Source organism: Hyalangium sp., assembly GCF_035629615.1.
Classification (GTDB): domain Bacteria; phylum Myxococcota; class Myxococcia; order Myxococcales; family Myxococcaceae; genus Hyalangium.
Map to the genome: position 1 here is coordinate 1 of NZ_DASPHO010000683.1, position 15,118 is coordinate 15,118.

Annotated in this window: 11 protein-coding genes; 6 read left to right on the forward strand and 5 right to left on the reverse strand. The window is 68.1% G+C overall.

All coding sequences use genetic code 11. The features are described from left to right. Positions 1–660 precede the first annotated feature (660 nt). Positions 661–4,173 (forward strand): kelch repeat-containing protein, encoded by a 3,513-nt coding sequence (locus tag VD972_RS34380; RefSeq protein ID WP_324993035.1) that lies wholly within the window; start codon positions 661–663, stop codon positions 4,171–4,173. Between the two features lie 25 nt (positions 4,174–4,198). Here VD972_RS34380 and VD972_RS34385 read toward each other — a convergent pair whose 3' ends face one another. Together VD972_RS34385 and VD972_RS34390 are read right to left on the reverse strand one after the other, a co-directional pair. After that, positions 4,199–5,374 (reverse strand): glycosyltransferase family 1 protein, encoded by a 1,176-nt coding sequence (locus VD972_RS34385; protein WP_324993036.1) that lies wholly within the window; start codon positions 5,372–5,374, stop codon positions 4,199–4,201. Next, positions 5,371–5,925, reverse strand: a complete 555-nt coding sequence (locus tag VD972_RS34390) for a hypothetical protein (protein WP_324993037.1) — start codon at positions 5,923–5,925, stop codon at positions 5,371–5,373. The genes VD972_RS34385 and VD972_RS34390 overlap by 4 nt, the downstream gene beginning before the upstream one ends. A gap of 293 nt (positions 5,926–6,218) precedes the next feature. Between VD972_RS34390 and VD972_RS34395 the strand changes: the two genes are divergently transcribed. Next, complete coding sequence (locus VD972_RS34395; protein WP_324993038.1) at positions 6,219–7,670, forward strand: sigma-54 dependent transcriptional regulator; 1,452 nt, start codon at positions 6,219–6,221, stop codon at positions 7,668–7,670. On the opposite strand, the gene VD972_RS34400 is transcribed toward VD972_RS34395, so the two are convergent. Genes VD972_RS34400 through VD972_RS34410 form a run of 3 tightly spaced genes read right to left on the reverse strand, consistent with a single transcriptional unit; the run spans position 7,602 to position 11,005 of the window. Continuing rightward, positions 7,602–8,516, reverse strand: coding sequence for a hypothetical protein (locus VD972_RS34400; protein ID WP_324993039.1), 915 nt, complete (start codon positions 8,514–8,516; stop codon positions 7,602–7,604). The two genes, VD972_RS34395 and VD972_RS34400, sit on opposite strands and share 69 nt — an antisense overlap. A gap of 16 nt (positions 8,517–8,532) precedes the next feature. After that, the gene (locus VD972_RS34405) at positions 8,533–9,255 is read right to left on the reverse strand and encodes a sugar transferase (protein WP_324993040.1); all 723 of its coding nucleotides are present in this window, start codon (positions 9,253–9,255) and stop codon (positions 8,533–8,535) included. Continuing rightward, complete coding sequence (locus VD972_RS34410; protein WP_324993041.1) at positions 9,242–11,005, reverse strand: hypothetical protein; 1,764 nt, start codon at positions 11,003–11,005, stop codon at positions 9,242–9,244. The genes VD972_RS34405 and VD972_RS34410 overlap by 14 nt, the downstream gene beginning before the upstream one ends. Before the next feature lie 175 nt (positions 11,006–11,180). Here VD972_RS34410 and VD972_RS34415 point away from each other — a divergent pair, with 175 nt between their 5' ends. From VD972_RS34415 to VD972_RS34430, 4 genes are all read left to right on the forward strand, one after another. Beyond that, positions 11,181–12,161 (forward strand): SLBB domain-containing protein, encoded by a 981-nt coding sequence (locus VD972_RS34415; protein ID WP_324993042.1) that lies wholly within the window; start codon positions 11,181–11,183, stop codon positions 12,159–12,161. A gap of 101 nt (positions 12,162–12,262) precedes the next feature. Further along, a complete protein-coding gene (locus VD972_RS34420; RefSeq protein WP_324993043.1) occupies positions 12,263–13,390 on the forward strand; it encodes an alkaline phosphatase family protein in 1,128 nt (375 codons plus the stop codon). Further along, positions 13,387–14,562, forward strand: a complete 1,176-nt coding sequence (locus VD972_RS34425) for a glycosyltransferase family 4 protein (protein ID WP_324993044.1) — start codon at positions 13,387–13,389, stop codon at positions 14,560–14,562. Before VD972_RS34420 ends, VD972_RS34425 begins: the two co-directional genes overlap by 4 nt. Continuing rightward, positions 14,559–15,118, forward strand: a 560-nt coding sequence (locus tag VD972_RS34430; RefSeq protein ID WP_324993045.1) for a hypothetical protein, incomplete at its 3' end; no start/stop codon positions are given. The genes VD972_RS34425 and VD972_RS34430, both read left to right, overlap by 4 nt.

The window sequence follows — 15,118 nt, forward strand, 5'->3', positions numbered from 1 at the left end:
GCTGGTTTCTGCCAGGCGTCCACCAGCACCGAGACTCAGGCGTGCACGGCCGCCCCATCCCCTCCATACGCAGTGTGTAATGGCCAGTGCGTGGATACGAGCAATGACTTCTTTAACTGCGGTGCCTGTGGGCATCGGTGCCCCAACCCCGCGTTTCATTGCGAGGCAGGAGACTGTGTATTGTGCAGTCCCGATTCAGTAGACTGTTGAGAGGGGGGGGAAGCCTGAAGGTACCCGTTCACATCCATGTCCAGGGCTGCGCGGTTTGGCAATCCAACGGCCAGTACTGGTCCATTCTGTTGTGCCTGGCCAGTGAACGGGTACCCTTTGGAGATCTGTGCGGGGAACGGCCCGAGCCTCTATGGTGAAGGGTCGTTCCTACCGCAACCCAGTGGGCTTCGTTGCCGGCTCGGTGTGCTGGGCGCTCCGACGAGGACGGACACAAAGAACTGCTGAAGCGCTGACTGTAACCGCTGGAGATGATTGCGCTTTGGGCGATTTTTCGGGCCGGTGCCCGGGTACCCCCGCAGATTTTCTGCATCATTGTCCACCGGGCTGGCTCATGCCAGCAGCACAGAGGAGCACCACAACTGCTACCCGTGGACGAGTACGAGCAAAACAGTGGAGGTGCAGCGACAGCCTCCATTCAATGGAGATGTCATGCACGAGCTGAGAGTGAGCAGAGCCCTGCTGGCGGGCTTGGTATGTGTGGCCGTGGGATGCAGCAGCAAGGCGCCGGAAGAGAAGAGCGTGGCGAGCAGCGCATCTCCGTTGGTGGTGGGCTGGGAGGGGACGGGGGCCATGGCCGAGGCGCGCAAGTACCACGCGGGGGGGGTGCTGCAGTCCGGCAAGGTGCTGGTGGTGGGGGGGTACAACGCCAGCGGGTTCCTGTCCTCGGCGACGGTATACGAGCCCGGGACAGGCACCTGGACGGTGGTGGCACCCATGCCGGAGGGTCGGCAGGCGCACACGGCGACGGTATTGGAGACGGGCAAGGTGCTGGTGGCGGGAGGAGAGAACGGGGCCGGCCGCCTGTCATCCACGACAGTGTATGACCCTGCCACCAACACGTGGGCCTCCGCGGGGACGTTTGCCTCGGGAGTGGCGCGGGACTCGATGACGGCAACGCTGTTGGCCTCGGGCAAGGTGCTGGTGGCGGGAGGAGGGAACAGTGGGGGCTCGCACGGCAGGGTGGATGTGTATGACCCGGTGGCGGGGACTTGGAGCGTGGGCCCGAGTATGGGGACGCCGCGGCGCAGCCATACGGCGACGCGGTTGCAGTCGGGCCAGGTGCTGGTGGTGGGAGGACGAGGGAGCACGAGCCTTGCGACAGCGGAGGTGTACAACCCGTTGAGCCATACATGGACGGGGGCGGGAGCGCTGGCCACGGCGCGATATGACCATACGGCGACGCTGCTGCCTTCGGGGAAGGTGTTGGTGGTGGGAGGGCGCAACAGTAGCGGGGTGGTGGGGACAGCGGAGGAATACGATCCGAGCACGGGGCTGTGGAGCGTGACGAGCGCGCTTGTGAGTGCCAGAGCGCAGCACACGGCGACGCTGCTGAGCACGGGGAAGGTGCTGGTGACAGGGGGGCAGAATGGCAGCGCGCAGGTGAGCGCAGAGATGTACGACCCTGGCACCGGGCAGTGGAGCGCGACGACGCCCATGGGAAGTGCGAGGTACCTGCATGTGGCGGTGCTGCTGGAGTTACAGGGGAAGGTGTTGGTGGTGGGGGGCGTGGGAGGAAACGGCTCGAGCCAGAAGACGGCGGAGTTGTATGCGTATGACGCGTGCGCAGGGGTGGTCTGCAACAGCTCCCCTGGAGCGTGTTACGAGGCGGCGGGGACGTGCAGCAATGGGGAGTGCAGCTACGCGCCGAAGGCAGTGGGAGCGAGTTGCGATGACGGGGATGCGTGTACAGGGCAGGACGCGTGCAACGGCGCAGGAGTGTGCGCGGGCAGTGCCACCAGTTGCAGCAGCCCGCCCGGGCAGTGCTACGAGGCAGCGGGGACGTGCAGCGGAGGAGCGTGCGCCTACGAGTACAAGGCCGCGGGCGTGGCGTGTGATGACGGGGATGCGTGCACGGTGGGTGAGGAGTGCAACGGGGCTGGAGGGTGCGCGGGGACGCCGGTGAGTTGCAACACTCCGCCCGGGCAGTGCTACGAGGCGGCGGGGACGTGCAGTGGTGGGGCGTGCACCTATGCGCCGAAGGCAGCGGGTACGGCTTGTGATGATGGCAATGCGGGCACTCTCAACGACGTGTGCAGCGGGGCAGGGAGCTGCGCGGGAACGGAGGCCTGCACCACGCCGCCGGACGCGTGCCATGACTCACCCGGAACGTACGTCAATGGGGCTTGTACCTACCCGCTGAAGGCGGCCGGAACCTCTTGCGGCGCGGGGCAGATCTGCACCCCGACGGGCACGTGTGAGGGCAAGTGCTGGGTTGGAGGGACGCTTTACGAGGCGGGCACCATCAATCCGAGCGGAGCCTGCCAGGAGTGCAACCCGAGCATGTCGACGAGCAGTTGGAGCTTCAGGCCGTCCACGGTTCAGTGCCGGGCCTCGGAGGGCACTTGCGACGTGGCGGAGTACTGCACCGGCAGCAGCAGCAGTTGCCCCGGGGATGGGTACGCGGCCAACGGGACGAGCTGCGGCACGAACGCCGGAGCGTGGGGAAGCTGCGGAGGCTTCAGTGACTTCTGCGACACGACGGGGACGCAGACGCGGACGGTGACGGCGTCCACGTGTGGCAGCGGGGTGTGCAGCGCTTCAAGCACCAGCACAGAAACGCAGGCGTGCACGCGGGTGGCGCCGGGGCCCCAGGCCTGCGCGGCGCCCAGCTATGGGGCATGGAGCGCGTGCAGCTTTAGTGATGTGTGCGCGCAGACGGGGACGCAGACGCGGACGGTGACGAGCTCCACGTACAGCTGCGCCAGTGGGCAGTGCGTGACATCCACCAGCACGGAGACGCAAGCCTGCACGCGCAGCACCAACGGGAACAGCTGCGGCAGCACCTCCGGTGGCTGTACCACGTGCAGTGGCTTCAGCGACACGTGCGACGAGACGGGCACGCAGTCGTGCTCGACGACGAACTACACGTGCTCTGGAGGCACGTGCAGCCCGTCGAGTACCAGCACCCAGCCGGTCGCGTGCACGGTGAGCAAGGCCGGCACCGTCTGCGACTCCTCCGATAGCTGTGGGGCGTGCAGCTTCGGTGATTACTGCACCACGCAGGGCAGCCAGTCGTGCTCGGAGAGCTACTCCACATGCTCGGGGGGAAGTTGCCGCTCGGCGGGAAGCTCCAACTACTCGCAGGCCTGCTACAGGCCTGCGCCCTCCCAGTCGTGCTCGCCGCCTCCTTCTCCTTCCTATGGCTCGTGGAGCGGGTGCAGTGCCAGCTGTGGCGCACGCACCGAGTCACGCACTGTGACGACGTACAGCAACGGCTCCTTCAACTGTTCGACCGGGACGTGTCCCGTCCTCGCTTCCACCTCCACCGAGACAAGGTCGTGCCCCATCCAGCAGTGCCCCGGTGCCAGCTATGGGAGCTGGAGCAGCTGTAGTGGATTCGGTGACTTCTGCGACTCCACGGGAACGCAGTCGAGGACGGTGACGAACTACTCGTGCAATGGGACGTCGTGTGTTCCGAGCACCAGCACGGAGACGCAGGCGTGCTCGCGGGTGGCCCCCGGTCCCCAGCCGTGCTCACCCTCCTATGGAAGTTGGAGCGCATGTGGCGGGTTCAGCGATGCATGTGACACGACGGGGACGCAGTCTCGTCAGGTGACCAACTCCAGCTACAGCTGCTCGGCGGGAGCGTGTCAGGCAACCTCCACCAGCTCCGAGTCGCAGGCTTGCATACGGGAGATAATCCCGCCGCAGTGCCCGGGGACGATCTACGGGCAGTGGAGCGCATGCAGCGGCACTAATCAGTGCGGGCAGTGGGGGACGAAGACGAGGACGGTGACAAGCTACAGTTCCTCAAACTGCCAGTGCGTGGCGAACACTACCACCGAGACGCAGTCGTGTACGGGCACCCCAACTCCTCCATTCGCGCCGTGTAGTGGCCAGTGCGTGGATACGAGCAGTGACTTCTATAATTGCGGTGCCTGTGGGAATATGTGTCCCAACCACACTTTTACTTGTGAGTTTGGAAACTGTACTCGCTATTGAGCGTCACCGGTCACCGGCTGTCGGCTCACCCGCTCACAAGCCTCCCGGTGACATTCGTCAACACCGGGAGGGCTACCGAACGGCAGACGGCCAGCAGCCCGTCACAGGTGCGCTCCCAGCCACGCAGGCGGGCATAGGCCGGACCTTCCCGGCGTACCCGGGCCGCGAAGGCCGTGTCGCTGGCAGCGCGTGCGAGTGCCAGCGACATGTCCTTGGAGTCGAGAGGATCGCAGAGGATGCCGAGCTCCCCGACCACCTCGGGGAGCGCCCCTGCGCGGGCGGCCACCACTGGCCGGCCCGCAGCCAGCGCCTCCAGGGCCGGGAGGCCGAAGCCCTCGCAGAGCCCCACCGCGATCACCGCATCCGCGCCTGAGATGAGGACGGGGAGGAGCTCGTCGGCCACGTAACCCAGCAGCCTGACGCGAGCGCCCAGACCGAGTCGCTGGATCTCGGCGCGGATGAGCCCCTCGGCACCCCAGTCCGCGCCGACGAGGACCAGCAGGTGACTGTCCCGTGCAGAAGAGGTTGCATAGGCGCTCAGGAGCCGCAGGTGGTTCTTCCCAGGGTGCTCGAGACGCGACGGATAGAGGAGGTATGGCGCCTCCAGGCTCAGCTTGGCGCGGGTCTCCGCGACACGCACGCCCTCCAGGGGCGCGAAGCGCTCGGTGTCCACTCCATTCGCGACCATGTGGATCTGCTCGAGCGGGCGGCTCAGGATGCGAGCGACATCCGCGCGAGTCGCATGGCTGACAGCCACCAGGGCCTCGAGCCCGGCGAAGGCCTTGGGGAGGAGGTATTGGACGTAGCGGGTCCGCAGCCCGTCGTACTTCCCCGGGATGTTGAACTGGGCCAGATCATGAATGACGCCCACCGTGGGCAGGCCGGGGCGCAGCGCCGCACGGCGGTTGGCCGCCGGGAGCAACAGCACATCTGCTCCCGCCGCACGTGCGTGGGCTCCGGCACGGGCCAGGTACCACGAGGCGCTGAGGGCGGGGTGATCCGCGTAGGCGGGGACCCGTGCGCGCTCGGTATCCCTGAGGACGTCGGCATAGGCCTCGAAGTCCTTTCCGGTGCCGATGGCGATCAGGCTGTCCCCCGCTTCAGAGAGTCCGCGCTCCAGGCGCGGGAGCAGGGCACGCGTATACGTGCCGAGACCGGAGCGCCCCCAGTCCGTGCCTCCCAACGTGATGGCGAGCCTCATGGCGCCACCTCACCGGGACGGGTGGCGCGCACCACGCGGGCGGGTGCTCCCACGGCCACGGAGGCAGGAGGGATCTCCCCGCGCACCACGCTGGCCGCGCCGACGAGGCTCCCGTCCCCAATCCGAGAGCCTGCGAGGACGGTCACCCCGTTGGCCAGGAACACCCCCCGGCCGACGCGGGTGCCCGGCCCATTCTGGAGCGTCACGCCATGAAGCAGCGTGCAGGCCGGCCCGAGCTCCACGCCCTCACCGATGATGATGTTGAACGGGTGGGGCAGCCGCAGCCCCGGGCCAATGGCATCGCTCCACACGTCGATGTGAAAGCCCAGACGCAACAAGGTGGACAGGCCCAGCGAGGTTCCGAGCATCCCCCGGAACCCAGCCCCGAGCCGGAGCAGGACCAGGGCCCAGAGAGACGAGTCGAGCGCGGCGGCGGCTCGCGGGAGCCGGGCTCCCCGGGCGCGGCGGGCGGTGACCACCCGCGCGCCGTCTGCTTGGAGGGCCAGCAAGGGAGCACGGAAGGCATGGAAGGGTTTCGAGAGCGAGTCCATGCCACCGCCCTTGCGATACGCGTTCCAACCGCTTTCAGCCTGGGACGGTGCGAATCTGTTTCATTCTGAGACGGTGGGGGCGTCTCGTTTCAGGACGTCTCAGGCTGAGACAGCCCCAGGGCACTCGGCGGGCTCCGAGACACCCCCGGGGAACGGGATGTGCAACAGGAGTCAGCAGGAGTCAGCAGGAACCGGGCAGCCGACCGAGAGCAGCCTGTACCGCAAGCTGCTTGAGGAGATTGCCAGACGTGACTGATGACTTGACCTGCTACAGAAATCATCTCGTAGTGATTGTGAGCCGCGATTCCGCCACCCGAGAGCTGCTGCGATCCCGGATCGAGGCCGTGGGTTTCGACGTGCTCGAGTTCGATCATGGGCGAGACGTGTTGCAAAGCGAGACGTCCGAATGGGCGGCTGTCTGCCTCGATCTCGAGCTCGAGGATATGGGGGGAATGGATGTCTTGAGGCACCTGCGGGCACGGGATGCCCTGCTCCCCATCGTGGTCCTCGCCGCGGACCAGGACATCAACGCCGCCGTGCAGGCGGTTCGCCTGGGGGCGCATGACTACGTGACGAAGCCCCTGGAGGGGCAGCGGGTCATCCAGTCCCTGAGGGAGGCGGCCGAGTACCGGCGGGAGAGCTGGCGGCTGCGGCAGCCCGAGCAGGCCGGTGAGGAGGAGAAGCTGATGGGCTGCCTCATCGGCCAGAGCGCCCCGATGCGAGCCCTGGTGAGGCAGCTCAGGCGGGTCCTCAAGGCGGAGGTGCCCGTGTGCATCTTCGGTGAGACGGGGACTGGCAAAGAGCTGGTGGCTCGCGCCATCCACGAGCAGGGGGCGCGGGCGCGGGGGCCTCTGGTGGCCGTCAACTGCGCCGCCTTCGCGGAGTCCCTGCTCGAGTCGGAGCTCTTCGGGCACGACAGAGGGGCATTCACCGGCGCCTTCTCCACCCACAAGGGGTGCTTCGAGCAGGCGCAAGGGGGCACCTTGTTCCTCGATGAGGTGGGGGAGATGAGCGCCTCCACGCAGGTACGGCTGCTGAGGACTCTGCAGGAGCGAACCATCCGGCGGGTCGGCGGGACGACGGAGATCCGCGTCGATGTCCGTATCATCGCCGCCACCCACCGGAATCTCCTGGCGGAGGTGAAGGCCGGACGGTTTCGCGAGGATCTCTACTACCGGCTCGCTGTCTACCCCCTCCAGGTTCCTCCGCTCAGGGAGCGGGCTTCGGACATCCCGCAGTTCATCAGCCATTTCCTGAGGAAGTCTGGCGGGGGCGACAGGAGCCGTCCGAGCCGCGTCAGTCACGAGGTGCTGGCGGCGCTGCTCCGCTACCGTTGGCCAGGCAATGTGCGCGAGCTGGAGAACGTCCTCCAGCGGGCTGCGCTCTCCTGCGATGGGGCCCAGATAGAGCTCGCGCACCTGCCAGCGGAGCTGCGCGCGCTCGTGCTCCCCGACATACCGAAGGGCTTTCCATCCGCGCGGGAGGTGGCGGCCGAGCCACTGCTCGAGGAGGACGCGGTCGTGCCGCTCCGGGAGTTGGAGCGCAGGGAGATCCTCAAGGCGCTGACGGTGACGAATGGAAGTGTGACGAAGGCCGCGAGGCTGCTGGGGCTGGGGCGAGCGACCCTGTACCGCCGCCTGGGAGAGCTGCACCTCTCCGCGGCCCTGGACGAGCGCTCAGGGGGGTATCCGCAACAAGTGGGTGAGTCTCGCCGGCAGGAGGGGCGCCCGGCGCGCAACGAGTAGCGGATCCCGCAGCGGAAGCATGTCAGCGCCCGCCTTCAAGGGGATGAGCCCCCACGGGGTGGCGATGTGCTCTCGCACCACGAGCCCTTCCCCAACGATCGTCTCGTTCTCGACGATCGCCTGCTCGATGCAGGCGCGCGGTTCGATGAGGGCCCGGGCGCCGATGAGGGCGCCGGGCCCCACCCTGGCTCCGCTGTATACCCTCGCACCGGCTCCGATGAGCACGGGGGGAGAGAGCTCGGCCCCGTCATCGATTCGCCCACCCCGTGCGACCCACACTCCTGGCCAGGTCTCTGCGGCATGGATGAGCAGTGCGAGCCGCCCGAGCAAGGCCTCACAGGCGAGCTGGAGGGCCGTGCCAGGTGTATCGACGAGGGTTCCCCACCCAGGCAGGGACTCCACCGTGACGGGGCCCTCGATCGGGCTCGTGAGGTGCACCTCCGCTGGGGAGAACGGCCCTCCCGTCTTCGGGGGATCAAGCCGCCCTACCAGCGCACCCGGGACGGACTTCCTTTGAAACAGGCGCGTGAGGTCGGCGTTGCCCACCACGGACTCCGAGAGCGCCAGCCATCGCGCCTCCGTGGGGAACCCGGCCGCCTGGCCCAGGGCACGCGGGGAGAGCGGCGTGATCGCGGGGACGAAGACGACGCCACGGGACAGGACCTTCTGCTCGGACACGAGCCGCCGCACCTGCGCTCCCAGCTCATCCTGGCCCAGCTCGATGGCGACTCGCTCGCTCCCCAGGTTGTGGAGCCACTGAAGCTGCCGGATGACGACGGGAGGCCCTGCCAGAGCCAGCGCTCCGGCACCGCTCGGAGGGGTACTGCGGTGGATGACTGCCAGCATCGCGTGCTCCTTCGGCTCAGTAGGCGCCGCGGCCGGTGAGCACTGCTGGGATCGTCCTCGCCAGGATGAGCAGCTCCTGGGGAGGCTTCACGCGGTCGATGTATTCGAGATCGAGCGCAACCTGCTGCTCGAAGCTCAGGTCGCTGCGGCCGCTCACCTGCCAGAGACAGGTGAGCCCTGGCCGCACCTCGAGACGGCGGAGTGCGCGCGCGTCATACTTGACGACCTCCTGCCAGAGGGAAGGGCGCGGGCCTATCAGGGTCATGTCTCCCATGAGCACGTTCCAGAGCTGCGGGAGCTCATCAATGCTGAGCTTGCGGAGGATGCGCCCCACAGGTGTCGCCCGGGGATCGCGGCGGAGCTTGAAGCGCACGCCATCGGTGGCCTCCCGCCTCTGGGCCGCCAGGGCCGCCTTCATCCCATCCGCTCCGTCCACCATGGTCCGCAGCTTGAGCATCTGGAAGGGGCTTCCGTGCTGTCCCGCTCGCTCCTGCCCGTAGAGGATGGGACCGCGGCTGGTGAGCAGGATCCCCAGCGCGGCCAGCAGCATCACGGGTGAGAGCAACACCAGGGCAGTGCTGGCAACCACGATGTCGAGCACGCGGCGCAGGAGCGGGCCGGTGTCCGCGAGCCAGCCTTCCAGCTGCCTCTTCAGGCGGCGCAGGCGCGCCAGGCTCCGCCACCCTGGGCCGCGCAGCGCTGGAGGGCTGGAATGGGCGTGTGTCTCAAACATCCTCATGAACGGCACTCCGGGATCGATCGGGAAGGGGTGTCGTGGAAGCAGCCGGTGCCTGCCAGAACCCTGAGACGTCGCCCACCTGATCAGGGCTACCAGCAAACTCGGTGCCGAGCCCCAGGACGACGAACCCAATCCGATCCTCTCGCCCGAGAAGGTGAGGGAGCGCCGCGAGCTCGAAGAGGGAGTGGGCGCCGGCCTCGACGAGCACCAGCACCCGGGTGCTCTGGCGGGCCAGGCGGCGAAGCGCCTGCGGGCGCTCGGGCTTGTCCCAGACCGAGAGCGCGCCGTCCCGGAGCGGGACATCTTCTCGAAGAGAGACCTCGGGCTTCATGTCGAGCCGCGAGGCAAGTTCGACGGCGCGCTGCGTCCACGCTGGGGCGAGCGCCAGCATGAGCGTGGTGCCACGAGCGCCGGAGAGGGGCCCCCCCAGGTCCAAGGCGAGATCCTCCAGGCCATGGGAGCTCGCCGGCCAGCTCGAGGCGGCGACGACGGGGCTGCGTCCCCAGAAGGCGAGCTCGGAGGCAGTCCAGAGCTTGAGCCCGCGCAGGGATCGCGCAGCACAGCCCAGCGCCGCGAGCGCTCCCAGGAGGAGAGGAAAGGCGAGAGCAACGAGGCGGTAGGAGCGCGTCGGGCGCGTGGGAAGATCGGCCGCGTCCAGCACCCGGAGCCCAGGGGCCGGCTGGTTCATCACGGCTTCGATCATCTTCTGCTCGGCCTTGAGCTCACTCAGCCGTCTCTCCGCCAGGCGGAGCTCGTCGAGCAGGAGGCTGGCCTTTCCTTGCATCGAGGAGAGCTTTGTCGTGCGCTCACGCGCGGAGCGCTCCAGCTGGGCGAAGGCCTGCCACTTCCGTTGGGCCGCCTCTCGCCCCGCCTTGGCCTCCATGAGCCCTTGCTGGAGGAACATCCATTGAGGATTGGTCCCCACGGTCTGGTCCGTGAGGGTGGGGGCGGTGGAGGAGCGGCCTGCGAGCGCCTCCACCGCGGCCGCGAGCCCCTGGACCTCGGGGTGCTCCTCGGAGAGGCTGGCACGGCGAGCGACGAGCTCTGTCCGCAGCTCGGCGAGCTTGCGCTCCTCGGGGAGGGCCTGGGTCTCGGAGAGGACCACCTTCAGGCTCTGGTGCCCGGCCGCGGTGTGGAGGAGGGCGGCCTTGGCTTCCGCCGACTCCATCTCGATGCGGCTGCGGTGGGCCTCGGTGCTCAGGAGCGCCGCCTCTTCGAGGGCCGTCCGCTGGTCGATCGTGAGGTCCGCGATGCCGTTCTCCAGCCTGAAGGCATCATAGCGCTCCCAGGCTGCCGTGAGCTGTGCCTGCCCGCGCTCGATCTCCTGGCCGAGGGCATGGAACTGCTCCTCCGCGCGTCTCCGCTCCGTCGTGGTGCGGCCCTCGAGAAAGACCTGAGTCACCGTCTCCGCAAGCAGCAGGGCCTCCTCGGCGCTGCCGGCTCTCACCCGAACAATCAAGACGTTCGAGTCCCTGCCGGTGTCCGCATCGATCCTCTGCCCCAGCGCCTCGAGGGTGGACGGCAGCTTCGTGCGGTGGCGGACCTCCGCGAGGAGGGTAGGAAGCTTGAGCGTGTCGACCAGGGTCCTGAACTCCCGCAGAGAGTCCACGCGAGAGGAGGAGCGTGGAGGCTCCCACACCAGCACGGCCTCCGAGGCATATTCGCGAGGCAGGAGTGTCTTGGCCACGAGCACGCCCGTGGGAACGCCGAGCAGGAAGGTGAAGGCGATCAGCCGCCAGCGCAGGCGCATGGCCCGCACCACCCGCATCACATCGATGGGACGCCCCGGCCGTGGGCGGGAGTGACCGGTGGCAACCCCGGGAGGGCCGGGTGTGCCTTCATCACCTGGAACGAACACTCCCCTCCAGAGTGCACCCTATATGCCATTGAGCGGAGTGGCGCGGCTCTTGCGATGAGGCGCCCGCATGAGCCGCTTCTCTCTCTTCTTGCTGGGCATGCTGGCGATCTCCTCCGGTTGTAGCGCTCACCTGGTAGCTGCCCCGACGAGGCCCACGGAGGACGCGGGCTTCACGGTCGAAGCGATCCCCGAGCCGGAGGGAATGGCTCCTGCTCCCGCGCTCCCCTTTCGATTGCAGCCAGGGGATATCCTGAGCTTGCGAACGATCTCCCTGGCTCCCTTGGAGGTGCCGCGCCTGAGCGTCGATGATGCCGGGTTTCTCCATGCCCCGCTCACCGGGGCCATTGCGGTGGCCGGCGCATCATTGGAAGAGGCCGAGGCCCTGCTCCAGGAGCGGCTGCGCCGCTATGATCGCTTCGGCATCGTCTCCCTCACCGTGGCGGAGCCGGCCGGACACCGGGTCAGTGTGCTGGGAGCCGTTGCCAGATCCGGTACGTACATCCTCGGGAGCCCCACTCGAGTCGCCGACCTTCTCGCGATGGCCGGCGGAGTCCAGCGGGCGGAGGGAGAGGCCGAGACCGTCGAGCTGGGCGATCTCGAGGCCGCGCGCTTGCTCCGCGCCGGCGAGCCGTTGCCCATCAGCATCCCTCGGGCGTTGGCGGGAGACCCGAGGCACAACGTGCTCCTGGCTCCCAGAGATGTGTTGTTCGTGCCTGCTCTGCAAGGAGCGGCGGTGCGTGTGCTGGGGGAGGTGAAGCATCCTCGCCTCATTCCCTGGCGCCCAGGGCTGCGGTTGAGCGAGGTGCTTGCGCAGGCTCAGGGGATGAGCGCCGATGCGGACGAGGCCGACGTCAGGGTCGTTCGTGGCCCGCTCTCGGCGCCGCGGCTCTACCGGGCCAGCCTGAGGGCGCTGATCCAAGGGAGTGCCACCGATGTCGAGCTTGCACGCGGGGACATCGTCTTCGTGACGAAGCATTGGTTTGCCTCGGCGACGGATGTGCTCCAGCGCCTGGTTCCACTGCTGGTCGTCTCGCCCGTCCCGCGGTGAGACGAGGCCTTGTCTCATGATGAGACGTCCGCACCACGCTTCACCGTGCGGGCGGGCCCCGGCACTCTTCGTGCAGTCCGTAGGGACTGGGAAGATTCTTTATGCACAGCCGAGTCCTGATCATTTTCGTCGATGCCCTCGGGCCACTCCAGCTGGAGGCGGCTGGCGGGTTTGGAGGCCTGCCCTATCGTGGTCAGCTGCGCGGTATTCTCGGCTATTCGTGTGGCGCGTTGCCGACGCTCCTCACGGGAGCGCCCCCAGCCCGCCACGGGCGCATGTGCCTCTTTGCCCAGGCGGCCGAGGGGGGAGGGGTGTTGGCTCCCCTGGCTCTCCTGGGCCTGCTCCCACGGGTGGTACACGAGCGGGGCCGGCTGCGTCGGCTCGCGGCGTGGATGCTGGCCCGTCAAGCCAGGCTCACGGGCTATGTGGAGCTCTACCGCGTCCCTCCCGAGGTATTCCGCTGGCTGGATCTGCCGGAGCGGGAGGATCTGTTCGCCGCGGATCGGATCGGCGGCTGCGAGACGTTCCTCTCGGCGGCGCGGCGAGCGGGGCTCCGGGTCTTCGCGGCGCCCTGGCAGCTGCCCGAGGAGCAGCGCTGGGCGCACACCGAGGCCGTGCTCCGAGAGCAGCGGCCCGATCTGGTCTTCGCGTACGCCACCGAGCTCGACGGGGCTCTCCACCGGGCAGGCAACGACAGCGCCGAGGCCCGCCTGGCCATGCGGCGGATTACCACCCGGATCGAGCGAGCGTGCGAGGCCATGCGGGCCGGTGGAGGCGAGGTGAGCACCATCGTCGTGGGCGATCACGGGATGGCAGACATTGGCCGGGCGGTCGATCCACGCGGGCTGCTGCGGCAGCTGCGGGGCGTGCGGGCCTTCGTTGACAGCACGATGATGCGCTTCTGGGGGGATGACCGGACGCTCGCGCGAGCGCGGGCCCTGGTGGAGAGAGCGGAGCTTCCGGGACAGTGGCTGGATACAGGAGCCCTCGACGCGAGGCAGGCGCCTACCCACGGCGCTCCTTACGGCAGAGCCCTCTTCCTGCTCGAGGAGGGGAGCCTCTTCGCGCCCAGCTTCGTGGGCGGCGCGATGCGCGGCATGCACGGCTATGACGTGGACAGCCCCTCTGCCCTCGCGGCCATTGCCTCGGACACGCCGATCCCGGAGGGCTGCCGCTCACTGACGGACGTAGCCCCCTGGGTTCGCTCACTCCTGGGAGTGACCGCATGAAGATTGCGTGGATCAACGAGCTCGCTCATCCCGCTGGGGGTGCCGAGCGGTATGTGCGAGACACGGCGAGGGAGCTGGCGGACCAGGGGGTACGCTCCGTGCTCTTCTACGATGTGAAGGCGACGCCGGATCCCTCTCCGTCCATGCTCGCCCCCTTCGAGGGCGGCTTCCCGATCGTCGATCTCGGACGTCAGCTCCGGGAGCTCGCACCGGACGTCGTCTACGTGCATCGTCTCCACGAGAACAAGGCGCTGCGGGCCCTCGCGGCCTCACCGTTTCCGGTGGTCCGCTTCTTTCATGATCACCGGCTGTTCTGCCTGCGCGAGCACAAGTACACGGCACTCTCCAAGACTCCGTGCTGCAGGGCCGTTGGCGCGGGCTGCTATCCGTGCCTCGGCTTCGTCCGCCGCTCCGAGACATGGCCGGGAGTAGAGCTCGCCTCCCTCCGAAGGCTCCGTGCCGAGCAGGAGCAGGCTCGCCACCATACGGCGTTCATCGTGGGCTCGCGGTACATGGCCAACCATGTCGTTGCCCATGGCTTCGAGCGCTCTCGCATCCATGTCATTCCGCTCTACGCGAGTGTCCCGCCCCGGCTCAGAGTCCACGGGCAGCGCCAGGAGGACCTGCTGCTCTTCATCGGGCAGCTCACCACGGGCAAGGGGCTCGATGTCCTGCTCCAGGCGCTCCCAAGGACCGTCCGCCCGTGCCGGCTGATCGTGGTGGGGCGAGGGCGACAGGAGGTGAAGCTGCGGGCCCTGGTGCAAGCGCTGGGGTTGGCCGAGCGAGTGGCCTTCATGGGGTGGTTGGATCCTGAGGCGCTCTCAGCGCACTACCAGCAAGCCTCCTGCCTGGTCTTTCCCACCCGCGCTCCGGAGACCTCCGGCCTCGTCGGGATTGAGGCCATGGCTCATGGCACACCGGTCATCGCCAGCCCCCTGGGCGGGATTGAAGAGTGGCTGTCCCACGGCCGGACGGGCCTCAGCGTGCCGCCCAACGATCCTGCCGCGCTCGCCGCGGCAATTGACCAGCTGCTGGGAGATCCCAGTCTTCGGAGCCAGATGGGCCTGAACGCCCTGCAGACCTTCGAGGAGCGCTTCCGCCCCGAACATCATGCTGACCGATTGCTGACCGTCCTGGAGGCTGCCGCGGGAGCAGGCAGGTTGTTCGGATGATGGAGGGGCGTTTCACCTTGCGGGGCTCTGCCGCCGTAGAGGCGCAGATCGCCGGGATTGTGAGGCAGGCCGCCGCGATCATCGGTGCGCGAGTCCGGCCTGATGAGCTCCGAGCGCTGGCCCTCATGGGCGGCTACGGACGCGGTGAGGGCGGCGTCGAGCGGAGCGGAGGAAGCGAGAGGCCCCATAACAACCTCGACTTTCTGCTGGTGATCAACGGGACGATACGCCCGGGGCTCAAGGAGCTGCTGGATCGTTCCCTCGAGCCGTTGCGCAGACAGTATGCGGTGGGGCTCGATCTGGGCATCGTCACGGCCCGGGCCCTCCGCCGGGCCCCTTGCCTGGTCATGTGGTACGACATGCGGTACGGCCACAAGACGGCGCTCGGGGACACCGCGTTCCTGCCCTCGCTCACCCACTTTTCGCGAGAGGCGATCGTCCCCGGTGATGTGAGGGATCTGCTGGTCAACCGCGGGACGCTGCTCGTCATCAACGAGGCCTTGTTGGAGCAGGGTGGGGTGGACGACGAGCAGAGGCGCGCGCTGGTCCGGCATGC

Bases quoted from the DNA above. Each gene is read 5' to 3' on its own strand.
- VD972_RS34380 (WP_324993035.1), top strand. From the start codon at position 661: ATGCACGAGCTGAGAGTGAGCAGAGCCCTGCTGGCGGGCTTGGTATGT.
- VD972_RS34385 (WP_324993036.1), bottom strand. From the start codon at position 5,374: ATGAGGCTCGCCATCACGTTGGGAGGCACGGACTGGGGGCGCTCCGGT.
- VD972_RS34390 (WP_324993037.1), bottom strand. From the start codon at position 5,925: ATGGACTCGCTCTCGAAACCCTTCCATGCCTTCCGTGCTCCCTTGCTG.
- VD972_RS34400 (WP_324993039.1), bottom strand. From the start codon at position 8,516: ATGCTGGCAGTCATCCACCGCAGTACCCCTCCGAGCGGTGCCGGAGCG.
- VD972_RS34405 (WP_324993040.1), bottom strand. From the start codon at position 9,255: ATGAGGATGTTTGAGACACACGCCCATTCCAGCCCTCCAGCGCTGCGC.
- VD972_RS34410 (WP_324993041.1), bottom strand. From the start codon at position 11,005: ATGCGCCTGCGCTGGCGGCTGATCGCCTTCACCTTCCTGCTCGGCGTT.
- VD972_RS34415 (WP_324993042.1), top strand. From the start codon at position 11,181: ATGAGCCGCTTCTCTCTCTTCTTGCTGGGCATGCTGGCGATCTCCTCC.
- VD972_RS34420 (WP_324993043.1), top strand. From the start codon at position 12,263: ATGCACAGCCGAGTCCTGATCATTTTCGTCGATGCCCTCGGGCCACTC.
- VD972_RS34425 (WP_324993044.1), top strand. From the start codon at position 13,387: ATGAAGATTGCGTGGATCAACGAGCTCGCTCATCCCGCTGGGGGTGCC.